The sequence below is a fragment of the Streptomyces sp. NPDC046465 genome, from assembly GCF_040646035.1.
Taxonomy (GTDB): Bacteria; Actinomycetota; Actinomycetes; order Streptomycetales; family Streptomycetaceae; genus Streptomyces.
In genome coordinates this window covers 349564-365084 of the sequence record NZ_JBEYZK010000001.1, presented here as the reverse complement: position 1 = coordinate 365084, position 15521 = coordinate 349564, and the positions used below count along the sequence as shown (strand labels likewise).

Below are 15521 nucleotides of genomic sequence, written 5' to 3'. Positions count from 1 at the left end.
GGCGTTCCGGCGTTCCGGCGTTCCGGCGTTCCAGCGTTCCGGCGTTCCGGCGGCCCCACGGCACAGCGGCGCGGCCCTGGCGGGAAGGTGCCCTGGCGGCTTTCCGCCACGCCCAGTCAACTCCCGTACAACAGCAGGACCTTGACACTCTTTGCAGCACTCGGACACCACCCCTGCCCGGGTCCGACGAAGAGACGAAGAGACGAAGAGACGAAGAGAGACAGCCTCATGACCAGAGCCCCCGTGCGGCGAAGAGCACCGCTCGTGGCCGCCGCCGGTCTCGCGTTCGCCCTGCTTCCTGCCGGGCAGCACGCCACCGCCGAGCCGAGCCCGGACGGTTCGGCGGCTTCGGTGGCCCCGGCCGCCCGTACGGCGCATGCCGCGCAGGCCGCGCGTGCCGCCGGGACCGTCACCCTGATCACCGGAGACAAGGTCACCGTCCACCGGCTTCCCGGAGGCAAGCAGTCCGTCACCGTCGAGCGGCCCGCCGGGGCGAGCGGGGCGGTGCGCAGCCGGATCTCGGACGGGCACGTCACCGTCCTTCCGGACGAGGCACGGCCATATCTGCGCGCGGGCACCCTCGACGAGCGGCTGTTCGACGTGACGGAGTTGCTACGGCAGGGCTTCGGCACTTCCGGAGCGGGCGAGGCAGGGGTGAAGGCGGGGAAGGCGGACGCGGGGTTGCCGCTCATCGTCACCTATGACAAGGGGGCGGGTCGCGCGGCGCGCGAGTTGCCGCGTGGCGTGAAGAAAGTGCGCTCGCTGCCCAGCGTGGACGGTGCCGCCGTCACCGCCGAGAAGCCGGGCGCACTCTGGCGGTCCCTGCGGGACAAGGCCCCCGGCAACGGCAGAGCCCCCGGCAACGGCAGAGCCCCCGGCAACGGCAAAGCCCCCGGCAATGGCAAAGCGCCCGGCAACGGTCGAGCGCCCGGCATCGACAAGGTGTGGCTCGATGGGCGCGTCGAGGCCGATATGGCGCAGAGCAACGCGCAGATCGGCACCCCCAAGGCGTGGGAGGCCGGGCTCACGGGCAAGGGCGTGAAGGTCGCCGTCCTCGACACGGGCGTCGACACCGGGCACCCGGACCTCAAGGACCGCGTCAGCGAGACCAGGAGTTTCATCCCCGGTGAGGAGGTCGCCGACCGCAACGGCCACGGCACCCACGTCACGTCGACCGTGGGCGGCAGCGGCGCCGCCTCCGAGGGGAACAAGGAGAAGGGTGTGGCGCCCGGCGCGACACTCGCCGTCGGCAAGGTGCTCAGCAACGAGGGCTTCGGCAGCGAGTCGGAGATCATCGCGGGCATGGAGTGGGCCGCCAGGGACATCGACGCCAAGGTCGTGTCGATGAGCCTCGGCTCGCAGGAGGCCAGCGACGGCACCGACCCGATGGCCGCCGCCGTGAACTCCCTGACCAAGGAGACCGGCGCCCTCTTCGTCATCGCGGCGGGCAACACCGGCGCGCCCTCGTCCATCGGATCGCCCGGTGCCGCCGACTCCGCGCTGACGATCGGCGCCGTCGACTCCGCCGACGAGGCCGCGTACTTCACCAGCCAGGGGCCGCGCGCCGGTGACCACGCGCTCAAGCCCGACCTGTCGGCGCCCGGCGTCGACATCCTCGCCGCCCGCTCCCAACTGGTCGCGGGCGAAGGCTTCTACACCGGGATGAGTGGTACGTCGATGGCGACCCCGCACGTCGCGGGCGTCGCCGCACTGCTGGCCGAGAAGCACCCCGACTGGACGCCCGCGCGGCTCAAGGACGCGCTGATGTCCACGTCGAAGCAGCTCGACGCGCCTACTTATGAGCTGGGTGCGGGGCGGGTCAGCGTGCCCGATGCGATCGACGCGCAGGTGACCGCCGGTGGCAGCGCCGACTTCGGCTTCTACGGCTGGCCGTACGACGCCAACGACCCGGTCACCAAAACCCTCACCTACACCAACTCCTCAGCTGCGGTCGTCGAGTTGGGGCTGGCTGCTCAAGGGGCCGCCGATGGTGTGGTGACCCTCGCTGATTCCACCCTCACCGTCCCCGCCCACGGCACCGCGTCGACCACCGTCACCGGCGACGGCGCGAAGGCGCCCGTGGGGAACACCAGCGGCCGGGTCGTCGCGAGCGTCGGCGGCAAGGAGGTCGCGCACACCGCGTTCGGCCTGGTCAAGGAGGAGGAGCGGTACACGCTCACCGTCCACGCCAAGGACCGGGACGGCGCCGCGACCGCCGCCGACCTGGTGGTGCAGCAGCTGGCCAAGGACACCGACCCCTTCCAGGCCGCCGTTGGTGCGTCCGGCACGTCGAAGCTGCGCCTGAAGCCGGGTACGTACGCCCTCACGTCGTTCCTCGACGTGCGCGGCAGCAAGGGCAAGGACTCCCTCGGCCTCGGTTTCCTCGCCGCCCCGCAGATCAAGCTCGACCGCGATCGCGAAGTCACCCTTGACGGGCGCCAGTTGCGGGGGATCAAGGCCGAGGTCGACCGGCGCACCGAGACCCGCCAGCTCCTCATGGAGTACGACAGGAAGGCCGGCGGCGCCGACCTGATGGGCGCCGTCCAGGTGCCCGTGAAGTACGACAGCATCTTCGCCGCGCCCACCGAGAAGGTCACCGAGGGCAGCTTCGAGTACCGCACGGTCTGGCGCCTCGGCAAGCCGGTCGTGGAGGTGAAGGGCGTACGGGAGGCCGTCGCACAGCCCGGCGGGACGGTCGCCGAGGGTCGCCACGGGTGGGCCCTGGTGGACGCGGGTGACGGCACCCCGGCCGCGTACGAGGGCAAGGACGTGCGCGGCAGGGCGGTCGTCGTGCGGCGCACGGCGGACGTCACTCCGGCGCAGCTCGGGCAGGCCGCGCAGGACGCGGGAGCCAAGGCGCTGTTCGTGACGGATGACCGGCCGGGCCGCCTCAACGCCTGGTTCGGCACCGACGACAACGGTGACCGGCCGCTGCAGATCGCCACGGTCGACGCGGCGGACGGCGCGCGGCTGGTCGCGGCGGCGAAGGCGGGCAGGAAGGCCGAGAGCACCGGCACGCTCAACACCCCGTACGTATACGACCTGTCCAAGGGGTACGAGGGTGCCGTCCCCGGGGGCGGGGACCTGACGTACGAGCCGAAGAAGCGTGAACTGGGCGTGGTCGAGAGTGCCTTCCACGCCTCGCGGCCCGCTGCGGGCGGCGAGTTCCGGTACTCGATCACCGACACCTTCCCCGTCGGCCTCGGCTTCCAGGAGAAGATCGACTACCCGGTCGAGCGGACGGAGTACGTATCCACGGGGGCGGGCCAGAAGTGGCACGAGTCCGTGTCCACCGGGCCCGGCGCGCTGGAGGAGCGGAGCGGCCTCGTCACGTACAAGGGCGGCCAGCACGCTGAACTCGATTGGTTCAAACCCGTGTTGCACCCGTGGCTCGGCACCGGGCTCGGCTGGGGGCAGACCCGTACCGGCAACGACCTGGAGTTCAACGTGCCCGGCTGGGGCGACTCGGGACCCGACCACACCGGCTTCGGCGACGTGTGGAACGAGGACTCGATGACGCAGGTCAGCGAGGTGTTCGTGGACGGGGTGAGCGTCGACCGGCGCAAGAGTTCGGGCGTGTACGTGTGGGATGCGGATCCGGGCGAGCACACGTACAAGGTCGTGACCGATACGACCCTCGCTCCGGAGCGGTGGGTGCTCGCTTCGAAGGGGCACGCCGAGTGGACCTTCAGGTCGAAGGAGACGGCCTCGGACAGGAAGACGTTCCTGCCGCTTCTCAATCTCGGCTTCGATGTGGATACGTCGTTGGCGGGGGAGGCCAAGGGTGGGCGGACCTTGGCTGTGGGGATCTCTGCCGAGTATGTGGAGGGGGTGCGGGGCGCCGGGGCCGTCGGGGGTGGCGAGCTTTCTGTGTCGTACGACGAGGGCAAGTCGTGGACGTCCGTCTCCCTGGACCGGGAGGGCAAGAAGGCGTCCTGGAGAGGGAAGTTGAAGGTGCCCGGGGGTGCCGAGTCCGTGTCGCTGCGGGCATCGGCCAGTGATGACCGGGGTGGGGTCGTGTCGCAGGAAATCATTCGGGCGGTGGGGGTGCGGTAGGTGGGGGTGCGGTAGGGGGGGCCAGGGGGGTCCAGGGGGGGGGCTCTGCCCCCTGGACCCCCCTACAAGCTGGACTCCCCTTCAAGATGTCCTCGATCGCCGGACGGGCTGACAAGATGTCTCAAGCCTGCGGCAACGCCCGCTTCATGATCTTGCCCATGTCATTGCGCGGCAGCGCGTCCAGATACCGCACCACCCTCGGCCGCTTGTGCGGCGCCAGGCGCGCCGCCACATGCGCCGCCAACTGCTCGGCCGTCGGCAGGGCATCCGCGTTCTCCGGGACGATCCACGCCACGATCCGCTCGCCCAGGTCCGGGTCCGGCTCCCCGGTGACCGCTGCCTCCCGTACCCCCTCGTACTCCAGGAGCGCGTTCTCGATCTCGCCCGCGCCGATCTTGTAGCCGCCGCTCTTGATGAGGTCGGTGGCCTTGCGGCCGACGATGCGGACGTAGCCGTCGGGGTCGCGCACCGCCATGTCGCCGGTGCGGAACCAGCCGCCCTCCGCGAAGGCCTGGGCCGTCGCGTCGGGGCGGTTCAAGTATTCGGTGAAGAGGTGGGGGCCGCGCACCTGGATCTCGCCGACCGCCTCGGGGTCGTCTGCCGCGAGCTCCTCGCCCGTCTCGCCGGTCAGGCGCAGTTCGACGCCGGGGAGCGGGACGCCGACCGTGCCCGCGCGGGGCTCGCCGTCCGCGCGGACGCTCGTGTTCATGAGCGTCTCCGTCATGCCGTACCGCTCGATGACGTGACGGCCCGTCGCGCCCGTGATCCGCTCGTGGTCGTGGACCGGGAGCGCGGCCGAACCGGACACCAGGAGCCGCGCGCCCGCCAGTGCCTTCGCCAACTCCGGGTCGCCGGGCAGTGCTTCGGCGATGCGGTGGTGCATCGTGGGTACGCCGAACAGCATCGTCGCGCCCGAGCCGAGTTCGCGCGTCACGCCCTCCGTGCTGAAGCGGCCGAGGTGGCGTACGGAGCCGCCGCGCCGCAGCGGGCCGAGGATGCCGAGGATCAGGCCGTGCACGTGGAAGAGCGGCAGACCGTGCACGACCACGTCGTCGCCGGTCCACTGCCAGGCGTCCGCGAGCGCGTCCAGGGTCGAGATGATCGCGCGGCGCGGCAGGACGACGCCCTTGGGCGGGCCCGTGGTGCCGGAGGTGTAGACGATCAGGGCGGGGGTCTCGGGGGCCGGTTCGGCGGGGAGGGGAGCCGGGGCGGGCTCGCCCGCGTCCGTCCGTACCTCGACCTCGTGCCGTACCTCGACCTCGTGCCGTACCTCGACCTCGTGCCGCGTCAGGTCCGCGAGCGCGGGCGGCAGCTCCGCCCCCGGCTCGGTCAGCACCAGCGACGGCGCGCTGTCGCCGAGGATGTGCGCCAGTTCCGAGTCGCCCGACTTCGGGTTGAGCGGCACGGCCGGTACCCCGGCGAGCAGCGCGGCGACCACGCCCACGGCGGTCTCCAGGGACGGGGTGGCCCAGACGGCGACCCGTCCCGCGCCGTCAAGGCGTGTCGCCAACGCAGCGGCGTTCGCCGCGAGTTCGGCGTACGAGAGGGAACGGTCGCCGAAGCGCAGTGCCTCGCCGCGCGGGGCGGTCAGAGCCGGGAAGAGGGGATCCACGTGTCGTACTCCTCGAAGTCTGCTCGTCGATGTCTGCTCGTCGATGGCGCGCTGTCTGTTCTGTCAGTTCGTTTCTGTCGTTTGTTTCTGACAGTTCGATTCCGGCAGTTCGTTCTGCGCGCCCTGTGCAGGGCCTGTGCAGTCTCTGCACCGGCGCGTAATGAGAGTGTTACGTCGCTGAAGGTGCGGTGTCACAGTGATCGCTGAGGCTGATGTGACCAATTGGCCCTACTCCTATCACCTACGAACACCTCGGTAATCCGGTCCTCCCCCCACAATCCGAACAGGATGGGACCACCTTCATGTCCGACCTTCTGAGGCGTTCCGACGCCTCCCCACCGGTGCTCATACCGCACCAGTCCACCACCTCCGACTCCGCGCCACCGGGCCACCCCCACGTGCTCGCGGTCGGCGCCCCGGGACCCGGCCGGGAACAGCTCACCCGCACCCTCCGTCTCACCGGCCACGAGGTCACGCATGCTGTCCCCGGCGACGTCCGCCGACAGGTCAGGCTGGCCACGCCCGACGCGATCGTCGCCCTCGACGGCGGGCCCGACGGCCGCAGGCAGGGCCGGGACGTCATCCGGGAGGTGCGCGCCGACCCGGCGGGCCAGGCGCTGCCGCTGGTCATGGTCACCGCGGAGCGCGCCCCCGCTACGGTCGCCGAACTGCTGCGGTACGGCGCCGACGACTGTGTGTCGGAGGCGTTCGACCCGGACGAGCTGTCCGCCCGTATCGCGGCCAAACTGCACCGGGTCCCGGTCCCCGTCGAGCAGTTGCTCCTCGACCCGCGTACCGGCCTGTACTCGGCGCCGCACTTCATGGCCGAGCTCGACCGGGAACTCCAGCGGCCCGCGGCGGCCCGGCGCGGCGGCATCCTCGCCGTGGTCCGCGTCGCCGAGACGGAGGCCCTGGAGACCCGGCTCGGACCGCGCGTGCGGCGCGAGGTCGCGGAGCGGCTCGCCCAGGTGGGCGAGCGGCTCGGCAACGTCTGCGACCGGCTCGGCTGGGACGACGAAGGGCGCCTGCTCGTCCTGATGCCGGGCGTCGACGAGGAGACGGCCACCGCGAGCCTGCGGGAGTTCGCCGTCTCCGTGGCCGGTACTCCGTTCGTCGTCGCCGACGAGAACGTCCGGCTCACCCCGGCCGTCGGCTGGGCCCCGCTGTCCGCCTGCACCGGCAAGGGCGCGAGCGCACAGGCCGCCGAACAGGCCAGGGACGCGGCCGAGGAGGCCCTGCGCCACCGCGATCTGCGGCCCGTCCGGTACGAGCCGTGGATGCGGACCGCCGCCGCGCACAGCCACCGCCGCGCCCGGCCCGGCCCGCGCGCCCTGCTCGCGGCGGTGACGCCGCTGCTCTCGCCGGTCCTGATGGCGGCGCTCGGCGTGGGCGTACCGTTCCTGCTCTACCAACAGGCGTACGCGGCAGGCTGGGACGCCGCCGCGGTCGCGTACTGGGTGGTCGTCGCGGGGCTCGTGGCCTCCGCTCTGCTCATCGTCCTGGAGTGCCTCTTCTCGCTCGACGCGACACCGCGTCCTGCCGCGCCCGGTCAGCCCTATCCGGTGGCGAGCGCGGTCATCGCGGCGTACCTGCCGAACGAGGCGGCGACGATCGTCGACACCGTCGAGTCGTTCCTGCGCCTGGACTACCCGAACGAAATCGAGATCGTCCTCGCGTACAACACCCCGCACCCGCTGCCCGTCGAGGAGACGCTGCGGGAGATCGCGCGGCGCGATCCGCGCCTGGTGCTGCTCCCGGTGGCGGGCAGCACGTCCAAGGCGCAGAACCTCAACGCGGCGGTGACGCGGGTGCGCGGCGAGTTCGTCGGCATCTTCGACGCCGACCACCATCCGGCGCCGGACGCGTTCCGGCACGCCTGGGACTGGCTGTCCCACGGCTACGACGTGGTGCAGGGCCACTGCGTCATACGTAACGGCGAGAGCTCTTGGGTCGCCAGGCTGGTGGCCGTCGAGTTCGAGGCGATCTACGCGGTCAGCCACCCCGGCCGCACCCGGCTCTACGGGTTCGGCGTCTTCGGCGGCTCCAACGGCTTCTGGCGCACCGACCTGCTCGCCCGCACACGGATGCACGGCTCGATGCTGACCGAGGACATCGACTCCACCATGCGGGCCCTCGGCGAAGGCGCGCGCATCGCCATGGACCGCACGCTCGTCTCGCGCGAGCTGGCCCCGACGCTCCTGAAGCCCCTGTGGAACCAGCGCTCGCGCTGGGCGCAGGGCTGGCTCCAGGTCTCGCTCAGGCACCTGTGGCGGGGCCTGCGCTCGCCGGTCTTCACGCGGCGCCAGAAGGCGGGGCTGTTCGTGCTGCTCGGCTGGCGCGAGGTCCAGCCGTGGCTGACGTTGCAGATCCTGCCCATCCTGCTGCACGCGGCCTGGCGCGCGGGCGGCGCCGACCGGCTTGACTGGGCGGTGCCGGTCTGCATCGTCGCGGCGGCCGTGACGATGTCGGCGGGCCTGGTGCAGGCCGCGTTCGCCTGGCGGCTCGCGGTGCCAGAACTGCGCCGCCGCAAGGGCTGGTTCTGGCGCTACCTGTTCGTGTCGACGTTCTTCTACACCCACTTCAAGAACATGGTGGCGCGGGCCGCCCATCTGAAGGAGGCGCTCGGGGACCGGCAGTGGCGGGTGACGCCGCGCGCCGCCGTCGCCACCGAGCCGCCCGCCGTTGCCACCGAGCCGCCCGCCGTTGCCACCGAGCCGCCCGCCGTTGCCGTCGAGCCGCCCGCCGTTGCCACCGAGCCGCCCGCCGTTGCCGTCGAGCCGCCCGCCGTTGCCGTTGCGGTTGCCGTCGCCGAGCCGTCCGGGGCCGGAGGGGGTTCATGACCTCGCTCATCGCTCCCGAGACCACGGCGCCGCCCCGGGCCCCGGACCACCGGGAGCCGCCGACCCGCGGCCGTGCCCTCGAACTCCAGGGCTTCCGCGGCCTGGCCGTGCTCAGCACGGTGGTCTTCCACGTCTGGCAGCAGTACTACACGTACGACGCCGCGGGCTCGCATCCGCCGGTCGACAGCCCCTACCTCGGGGCGCTGCTCTCCCTCGAAGTGATCGACCTCTTCTTCGTGATGTCCGCGTACCTCCTCACGCTGTCGTACGCGCGGGCCGCCATCGACGGCAAGGAGGGCTCGGTCAGGCCCGGCAGGGTCTTCCTCTTCCGGCGCGCGATCCGCATCCTGCCGCTGTACTTCCTCGCGGTCCTGGTCGTCTGGTCGACGCGCAATCCGACGCTGCCCGGAGACTGGCGGGACCTGGTCGAACACCTCACGTTCACCCATGTCTTCGACCGTGAGCGGATCTTCTACACGCTCGGTCCGACCTGGTCGCTCTCCCTGGAGGTCGCCTTCTACCTGGTGCTCGTGGCCCTCGGGCCGCTCGCGGTGCGCGCCTGCCGCGGGCTGCGCACCCGGCGGGCCCGCGTTGCGCTGTGCGCGTCGGGCTGCGCGGTCCTCTTCGCCGTACCGCTCGCCTGGATCTACGGGGCGCACTACGTCCTCGGTGTGCCGCACACCGACTGGCCGGTGTACTTCGGTCCGCAGGCCCGCTTCGGCGGCTTCGCCGCGGGGATGGCCCTCGCGGTCCTGCTCACGGCGCTCGGCGACGACCGGGGCAGGCTGCGGGCCCGCTGGACGACCGCACTGTCGGCCGCGGCCCTGGCCGGGCTGCTGACCCTGTCGCACCTCTCCGCACCGGAGAACTTCGCGCAGACCTTCTACCACCCGATCGCCGCCGTGCTGTGGTTCGCGCTGCTCTACGCGACGCTGCACATCCGGCACCGGGAGCGGCAACGGGTGCGCTGGCACGGCCTGTTGAGGGCGCGCTGGGCCACGGCGGTAGGGCTCATCAGCTACAGCCTCTACATCTGGCACGAGCCGGTGATGCTCTGGCTGGGGACGTCGGGTCTGCTGCCGTCGGCACAGGCGGGCTTCCCGGTCGCGGTGCTCGTCGCGGTCCTGGTGGCCCTGGCGGTCGGCACGGCGAGCTACTGGTGCGTGGAGTACCCGGCGAGCCTGCTCGGCAGGGCGAAGGACAGCAGGGGGAGGGCCCGGGAGTTCTACCCGGAGACCACCACGACCCGCTGAACAGGACGGTACGCACACGGCGACGCCGCCTCCCGTGGGACGGGGAGGCGGCGTCGCCGCGGACCGCGGGTGTCCAACGGGTCAGGTCAGCAGCACGCCCGCGTACGAGATCCCCGCGATCACGAACCACGAGACGAGCCCGAGTGCCGCGACCCGGCCGCCGGTGCGGGTCAGGGACGGCAGGTCGACCGCGCTGCCCAGGCCGAACAGGGCGGCGGCGAGCAGGAGTTCCTGAGCCGTCTGCGCGACGTCGATCGCCGTGCCGGGCAGCCACCCGGTGGTGCGCAGCGCGACCATGGCGAGGAAGCCGACGACGAACAGCGGCACGAGGGGCGGCCGTTTGGTGCCCGCCGCGGCCTCGGCCCCGCGCCCGTGGCGCCGCCGCGCCCGCACCGAGAGCGCCACCGCCGCGACGAGCGGCGCGAGCAGCGCGACCCGCATCAGCTTGACCAGGACCGCGTCGCCGAGCGCCCCCGCGCCCGCGGTCTGCGCGGTCGCCACGACCTGCCCGACGTCGTGCACGCTCGCCCCGACCCAGCGGCCGAACTCCGCGTCGCTGAGCCCCAACGGCTGCTGGAGCAGGGGGAGTACGGCGATGGCGAGCGTGCCGCACAGGGTCACGAGCGCCACCGACGTGGCCGTGTCCCGCTCGTCGCTCTCGGACACCTCGCTGACCGCGCCGATCGCGGACGCGCCGCAGATCGAGTAGCCGGTGGCGATAAGGAGCGGCTGGTCGCCGCGCAGCCCCATGCGGCGGCCCAGCCACCAGGTGCCGAAGAAGGTGACCGCGACCACGCAGAGGACCATCGCGACCGACGCCCAGCCGAGCCCGAGCACGTCGTCCAGGCTCAGCTTCAGACCGAGCAGCACGACGCCGACGCGCATCAGCCGCTTCCCGGCGAACGTGAGCCCTGCCTTGCCGGGGCCGCGCACGAACGCGTGCGCGGCGCCCGGCACGTGGGCCGCCGCGATGCCGAGGACCACGGCGGCGGTGAGCATCGGCACAGCGGGCACGAGCTGGTGCACGCCCCAGGCGACACCGACGCCGAGTGCGGCGAGCGTCAGGCCCGCCGCCTTGCCGGGCGGGCGTACGACGGGCGGCCCTGCCGGCGCCGTACGGGTCGTCGGGCGCTGCCCGAGCAGCGCCATTACCGGTCGGCCGGGAGTTCGTACACGCGGCGGACGCTGCTGCCGAGCCGGGCGATGTCCGCGCCGTAGATGTGGATCGATATCGCGCGCGTCCCGCAGGCGTTCCACACCCGGTGGATGTCGCCGGGCGGTGCGAAGCCGCAGACGGCGCCCTGCGGATTGACGACGTCCTCGGTGGCGACGAGCCGGGCGGCGCCGCCAGGACCGGCGGCGGGCACGAGACGGTAGCGGCGCTCCTGCTCCTCGCCCTCGTGCACGCCGGTCACGCACCACGACACGTGGTCGTGGACGGAGGTCCGCTGCCCCGGCAGCCAGACGAGCGCCACGATCGAGAAGCTGCCGTCCTGCTCGGCGTGCAGGACGTGCTGGCGGTAGTGGTCGGGGTCGCCCTCGCTCTGCTCGGCGGTGAGCAGATCGGCGCCGCCGAGGTGCGGGGCGAGCCGCTCGCCGACCAGATACGCGGTCAGGTCGGGAGGCAGGCCGCGCCCCACGGCCTCGCGCACGTCGGCGACGAGGGTGTCGAGGCGCTCTGTGGTCCGGGCGGCCCGGTACGCGGTCGGAGTGCTCATACCGGCAGCGTCGCGCCGCCCGATCCATCACGTCCAACGACAGTCTTTTCGCCACCCCCCAAACTCTGCTTATGGATCAGGGAGGGCAGGCGGGCGGTCAGCAGCCGACGCGGTTCGCGGCGACGGTCCTCAGTTCGTCGAGGACGAGCGCGGTGGCCGGTATCCGCAGATGGTCCTTGAGGACGTACGCCGACACCTGGCGCCGCGAGGCAGGGTCCAGGGCGCGGCCCGTCACCTTGCCGTGGCAGAGGAAGTTCAGGACGAGCCCCGGCATCATCGCGATGCCCAGGCCCTCGGCGACCAGACTCTGCACCACCAGGTTGTCGTCGGTCGTGAAGGCGATGTCAGGTGCGAAGCCCAGCTCGGCGCACTCGTGCAGGAAGTTGGCGCGACAGCGCGGGCAGCCCGCGATCCACCGCTCCTCCGCCAGCTCGGCGAGCTTGACCGAACGCTGGCGCGCCATCCGGTGCCCGGCGGGCAGCAGCACGGTCAGCTGGTCCTCCATCAGCGGGATCTCGACCAGCTCATCGGGCACTTCGTCGTGCAGTCCCGGATAGGTGAAGGCGAGCGTGATGTCGCACTCGCCGCGCACCACGCGCCGCAGCGATTCGGGCGGCTCGTCCTCCAGGAGCTCCACGCGCACCCCCGGATGCCCCGTGGCGAGCCGGGCCAGGGCCTCCGGGATGAGGGTCGCGTTCGCGCTGGGGAACGCGCAGACCCGTACCCGCCCCGAGCGCAGCCGGGTGATCGCGGTCATCTGCTGCTGAGCGGCGGAGATGTCGTCCAGGATGATCCCCGCGTGCCGGGACAGCGCCTCACCGGCCTCCGTGAGGCGCATGCGGCGGCCGACGCGGGTGAACAGCGGGGTGCCGACGGACCGTTCGAGGGCCTTCATCTGCTGGGTGATCGCCGGCTGCGTATAGCCGAGAGTGCGGGCGGCCGCCGAGTACGAACCGGAGCGGACCACCTCGTGGAACGTCTTGATGTGCCGTGAATCGAACACCGTTGAATCATAAGCAGATGTTGGAGTCGGCGAACAAGGCCGGGTCCGGGCTTTTGCCTCGCGGGCACGGCGATTACGGGTTGGTTACGTGACGTGCTCGAACCGCTACCTTGGGTGACTTCAGCGGAGCGCGTCGTGAGCGGTCCGCGCGGTGGAGGGCACGCACATGACGCGACGACGCACGACGAAGACGAAGGTGACCACGGCGCTCGGGGCGCTCGTGACGGCCGCGGCACTGGCGCTCTCCGTACCGGCCTGTGCGTACGCGGCGCAGGGCGTCCTGATCGTCAACGGCCGCGGCCACCAGAATCCCGGCGGCTGCTTCGCCGTGCCCCGCTTCCCGAGCTCGGTGACGAATCACACCGACGCCATCGCCGAGGTCCACACCGGGCCGCGCTGTACCGGCCAGGTCGAGGAGCTCGTGTATCCGGGCGTCACCTACCTGACGGAGACGGCGCGGAGCGTCTTCATTCTCTGACCCGCTGTAGCAGCCCCCACGTGAACTCCGCCGCGTAGGGCCGCCGTTCGCCCCGCGCGTCCGGTGCCTCGAACAGGAGCCCCCACCGGGTCGGGGCGGTGCCCTCCATGGGGCGCGCCGGGGCGAAGGCGCGGGCCGCCTCGTCGACCGTGCAGGACCACGGCGTGAGGTCCTCGACCGTGCGGAGCTCCGGCGCCGGGGCGCCGGGAGCGCGCACAAGCCACTCGTTCCACACCGCGCCGTTCGGCGCGAGCAGGACCTCGAAGCGCAGCTCCGGCCAGAGCGGGACCGGCCAGCGCAGCGCCTCGCACTCCAGGTCGCCGATGGTGCGGCGGGCCGTCTGCGGGGCGCCGAGCGCCGAGCGGTACCGGGACGCGGCGCCCCGGGAGCGCGGCGAGCGCGCCATCGCCTGCCAGCGGCGGTTGGCCTCGCGCATCTCGGCGACGGAGACGCCGAGGTCGCGGCGGGCGTCGTCCACCAGGTCGGCGTTGTGGTCGGCCATCCTGCGCAACAGGACGAGCTGGAAGTCGAGCGCGCCGAACGGGGCGGAGGCGCGGGAAGGGCTAGCGGGCATGCACCCCATCGTCGCGCACCGCGCGCTCGCCGGGGCGGCGCCCTTCGGGAAGGAACAGCACCGAGTTCACGTACCGGGGGCGTCTCGGTGTGAGGACCCGGCGCAGGAGGCCCTGCGAGACGACGTACGACGTGTCGGCCTGGTGGGCCTCCAGGTCGAAGGAGGCCAGCGGCAGCCAGGTGTCGCGCGGCAGGACCCAGCCGCGGTAGCCGTGGCCGGTCAGGAGCTCCACGATCGGGGCGATCGGCTGGATGCGGGACTCCAGCTCGATGAAGAGCGCCGGGCGGTCGCGGGCGATCAGCTCCCGCGCGCCGTGCAGCACCCGCAGCTCGTTGCCGTCCACGTCGATCTTGACGAAGTGGACGTCCCGCAGGCCGAGCCCGTCCAGGGTCAGACACGGCACGTCGACGGCGTTCTCGTGGATGTCGCGCCGGACCAGCGACGACACGCCCCGCTCGCCCCGGTCGCCGGGCGGCAGCCAGAGCCGGGCCGTGCCGGGTCGGTCCGACGCCGCTGCCTGGACCACCCGGACGTTGCGGGGCGTGCTGGCGGCGAGCAGCCGTGCCAGGTGCGGCACCGGCTCGACGGTCACCACGCGCCGCGCGCGCGAGGCGAGCCTGCGCGACCACGGGCCGTACCAGCCGCCGACGTCCACGGCAGTGCCGCAGCCCGGCGGGCAGAGGTCGGCGAGGCGGGCGAGCTCCGGTTCGAAGCGGGGGTAGACCAGCCGGGCCAGGGCGGCGATCAGCCGGTCGGGGACGTAGGGCGCCACGCGGGCGGCGAAGGTCATGCGCACCCTCTCGTCATGGGGGCATCAGCCGTCACGGGGACGTCAGCCGTCACGGGGACATCAGCTTGAGGAGCTGTTCGTGCTCGTCGTCCGGGACCTGCTCGCCGGAGGAGGGCAGCAGCTGCGGGATGCCGTCGACAACCGGATAGCGGCGGCGCAGCCGCGGGTTGTACAGCGACTCCTCCGGTACGAGGGGTGCCGCCGGGGACAGCAGGTGCAGCGGGCCCTTGTCCAGCGGGCACGCGAGGATCTTCAGGAGCGGGTCGTCGGGGTTCATCCGCTGGTCAACTCCTTGGGGGCGGTGGCGGTTCGGGGAGCGGTGTCGTCGTGTTTCGGCATGGCGAGGAGCACGGAGACGGCGAGGACCGTGCCGGTGATCCGCAGGGCGAGGCGCACCGGCTCGTGCGGCAGCGCCTCGCCGAACGCGAGCGTCCCGAGCACCGCCGTGAACAGTGACGTCACCGTCGTGCACACCGGCACGATCAGCGACGCCCGGCAGCGCTGCAGGGCCGCCTGCGACATGACCAGGCCGAACGCGCCCGTGAAGAGCAGCAGATAGGGGTAGGGCGAGCGCAGCAGGTCGCCCAGCGCGCCGCCGATGTCCCGCGTCGTCAGATAGCTGGAGACGCCCTTGATGGCCAGCGAGCTCACCCCGTAGAGCAGGCCCACCGCGACGCCGTACTCGACCCCGGCGGTCGGCATCCGGTGCCGGTGCTTGGAGCGGCGCTCCGCGGAGCCGTACAGCCAGACGCCCGCCGCGAGCGACGGCAGGCAGACCGTGAGGATCAACGCCACGGGCGCGCTGCGGCTGACCGTGTCGCTGTCCTCGCTGAGCGAGAGGACCACCATGAGCAGCGCGATCAGGATGCCGCCGACCGCGTACCGCTCCCGGCCCGAGGTGCGCTCGCCGAGCAGCACCGAGGAGAGCAGCAGGAGCAGGACGAGGCCCGAGACGAAGATGCCCTGCGCGGCGGCGATCGGCAGGGTGCGGTACACGGCGAGCTGGGCGCCGAAGCCCGCGGCGAGGGAGAGCGAGCCGCCGATCCACAGCGGACTGCCGAGCACCTGCCTCAGGAGCTTCGCGGGGTTGCGGACGCTGACCGCCTGCATGGCCGTCAACGCCTTCTTCTCCAGGACGAATCCGGTGCTGTAGAGCAGGTTCGCGAACAGCGCCGCGGCCACGCCCCACCACACGGG

At 72.3% G+C, this 15521-nt stretch carries 12 protein-coding genes; 4 read left to right on the top strand and 8 right to left on the bottom strand.

All coding sequences use genetic code 11. The annotated features are described in order from the left end of the window. The first annotated feature begins 228 nt into the window (after nucleotides 1-228). Nucleotides 229-4056, top strand: a complete 3828-nt coding sequence (locus ABZ953_RS01650) for a S8 family serine peptidase (protein ID WP_361714913.1) — start codon at nucleotides 229-231, stop codon at nucleotides 4054-4056. 121 nt (nucleotides 4057-4177) lie between these two features. On the opposite strand, the gene ABZ953_RS01645 is transcribed toward ABZ953_RS01650, so the two are convergent. Further along, nucleotides 4178-5668: an acyl-CoA synthetase gene (locus ABZ953_RS01645; RefSeq protein ID WP_361714910.1), complete on the bottom strand. Its 1491-nt coding sequence runs from the start codon at nucleotides 5666-5668 to the stop codon at nucleotides 4178-4180. Between the two features lie 302 nt (nucleotides 5669-5970). Here ABZ953_RS01645 and ABZ953_RS01640 point away from each other — a divergent pair, with 302 nt between their 5' ends. Next, nucleotides 5971-8508, top strand: coding sequence for a glycosyltransferase (locus tag ABZ953_RS01640; RefSeq protein ID WP_361714907.1), 2538 nt, complete (start codon nucleotides 5971-5973; stop codon nucleotides 8506-8508). Continuing rightward, a complete protein-coding gene (locus ABZ953_RS01635; RefSeq protein ID WP_361714905.1) occupies nucleotides 8505-9761 on the top strand; it encodes an acyltransferase in 1257 nt (418 codons plus the stop codon). The genes ABZ953_RS01640 and ABZ953_RS01635 overlap by 4 nt, the downstream gene beginning before the upstream one ends. Nucleotides 9762-9842: 81 nt before the next feature. Here ABZ953_RS01635 and ABZ953_RS01630 read toward each other — a convergent pair whose 3' ends face one another. The 3 genes from ABZ953_RS01630 to ABZ953_RS01620 all read right to left on the bottom strand — a co-directional run bounded on the left by ABZ953_RS01630 (nucleotide 9843) and on the right by ABZ953_RS01620 (nucleotide 12482). Continuing rightward, nucleotides 9843-10910: a putative sulfate exporter family transporter gene (locus tag ABZ953_RS01630; protein WP_361714902.1), complete on the bottom strand. Its 1068-nt coding sequence runs from the start codon at nucleotides 10908-10910 to the stop codon at nucleotides 9843-9845. Then, on the bottom strand, nucleotides 10910-11479 hold the full coding sequence (locus ABZ953_RS01625; RefSeq protein WP_361714899.1) for a cysteine dioxygenase family protein: 570 nt from the start codon (nucleotides 11477-11479) through the stop codon (nucleotides 10910-10912). The genes ABZ953_RS01630 and ABZ953_RS01625 overlap by 1 nt, the downstream gene beginning before the upstream one ends. A gap of 97 nt (nucleotides 11480-11576) precedes the next feature. Beyond that, nucleotides 11577-12482, bottom strand: coding sequence for a LysR family transcriptional regulator (locus ABZ953_RS01620; RefSeq protein WP_361714896.1), 906 nt, complete (start codon nucleotides 12480-12482; stop codon nucleotides 11577-11579). 166 nt (nucleotides 12483-12648) lie between these two features. Between ABZ953_RS01620 and ABZ953_RS01615 the strand changes: the two genes are divergently transcribed. Continuing rightward, nucleotides 12649-12960, top strand: a complete 312-nt coding sequence (locus tag ABZ953_RS01615) for a hypothetical protein (protein ID WP_361714893.1) — start codon at nucleotides 12649-12651, stop codon at nucleotides 12958-12960. Here ABZ953_RS01615 and ABZ953_RS01610 read toward each other — a convergent pair. The 4 genes from ABZ953_RS01610 to ABZ953_RS01595 are packed head-to-tail and all read right to left on the bottom strand — an operon-like array spanning nucleotide 12950 to nucleotide 15506. Next, a complete protein-coding gene (locus ABZ953_RS01610) occupies nucleotides 12950-13543 on the bottom strand; it encodes a hypothetical protein (RefSeq protein WP_361714890.1) in 594 nt (197 codons plus the stop codon). The genes ABZ953_RS01615 and ABZ953_RS01610 overlap by 11 nt on opposite strands. Further along, the gene (locus ABZ953_RS01605; RefSeq protein WP_361714887.1) at nucleotides 13524-14324 is read right to left on the bottom strand and encodes an FkbM family methyltransferase; all 801 of its coding nucleotides are present in this window, start codon (nucleotides 14322-14324) and stop codon (nucleotides 13524-13526) included. Before ABZ953_RS01605 ends, ABZ953_RS01610 begins: the two co-directional genes overlap by 20 nt. 49 nt (nucleotides 14325-14373) lie before the next feature. Beyond that, nucleotides 14374-14601, bottom strand: coding sequence for a Trm112 family protein (locus ABZ953_RS01600; RefSeq protein ID WP_361714884.1), 228 nt, complete (start codon nucleotides 14599-14601; stop codon nucleotides 14374-14376). After that, nucleotides 14598-15506, bottom strand: a complete 909-nt coding sequence (locus tag ABZ953_RS01595) for a hypothetical protein (RefSeq protein ID WP_361715643.1) — start codon at nucleotides 15504-15506, stop codon at nucleotides 14598-14600. The genes ABZ953_RS01600 and ABZ953_RS01595 overlap by 4 nt, the downstream gene beginning before the upstream one ends. Between the last annotated feature and the right edge of the window lie 15 nt (nucleotides 15507-15521).

Coding starts and splice junctions, on each gene's coding strand:
- ABZ953_RS01600 (WP_361714884.1), bottom strand. CDS start 14,601: ATGAACCCCGACGACCCGCTCCTGAAGATCCTCGCGTGCCCGCTGGAC.
- ABZ953_RS01650 (WP_361714913.1), top strand. CDS start 229: ATGACCAGAGCCCCCGTGCGGCGAAGAGCACCGCTCGTGGCCGCCGCC.
- ABZ953_RS01625 (WP_361714899.1), bottom strand. CDS start 11,479: ATGAGCACTCCGACCGCGTACCGGGCCGCCCGGACCACAGAGCGCCTC.
- ABZ953_RS01630 (WP_361714902.1), bottom strand. CDS start 10,910: ATGGCGCTGCTCGGGCAGCGCCCGACGACCCGTACGGCGCCGGCAGGG.
- ABZ953_RS01610 (WP_361714890.1), bottom strand. CDS start 13,543: ATGGGGTGCATGCCCGCTAGCCCTTCCCGCGCCTCCGCCCCGTTCGGC.
- ABZ953_RS01615 (WP_361714893.1), top strand. CDS start 12,649: ATGACGCGACGACGCACGACGAAGACGAAGGTGACCACGGCGCTCGGG.
- ABZ953_RS01635 (WP_361714905.1), top strand. CDS start 8,505: ATGACCTCGCTCATCGCTCCCGAGACCACGGCGCCGCCCCGGGCCCCG.
- ABZ953_RS01605 (WP_361714887.1), bottom strand. CDS start 14,324: ATGACCTTCGCCGCCCGCGTGGCGCCCTACGTCCCCGACCGGCTGATC.
- ABZ953_RS01640 (WP_361714907.1), top strand. CDS start 5,971: ATGTCCGACCTTCTGAGGCGTTCCGACGCCTCCCCACCGGTGCTCATA.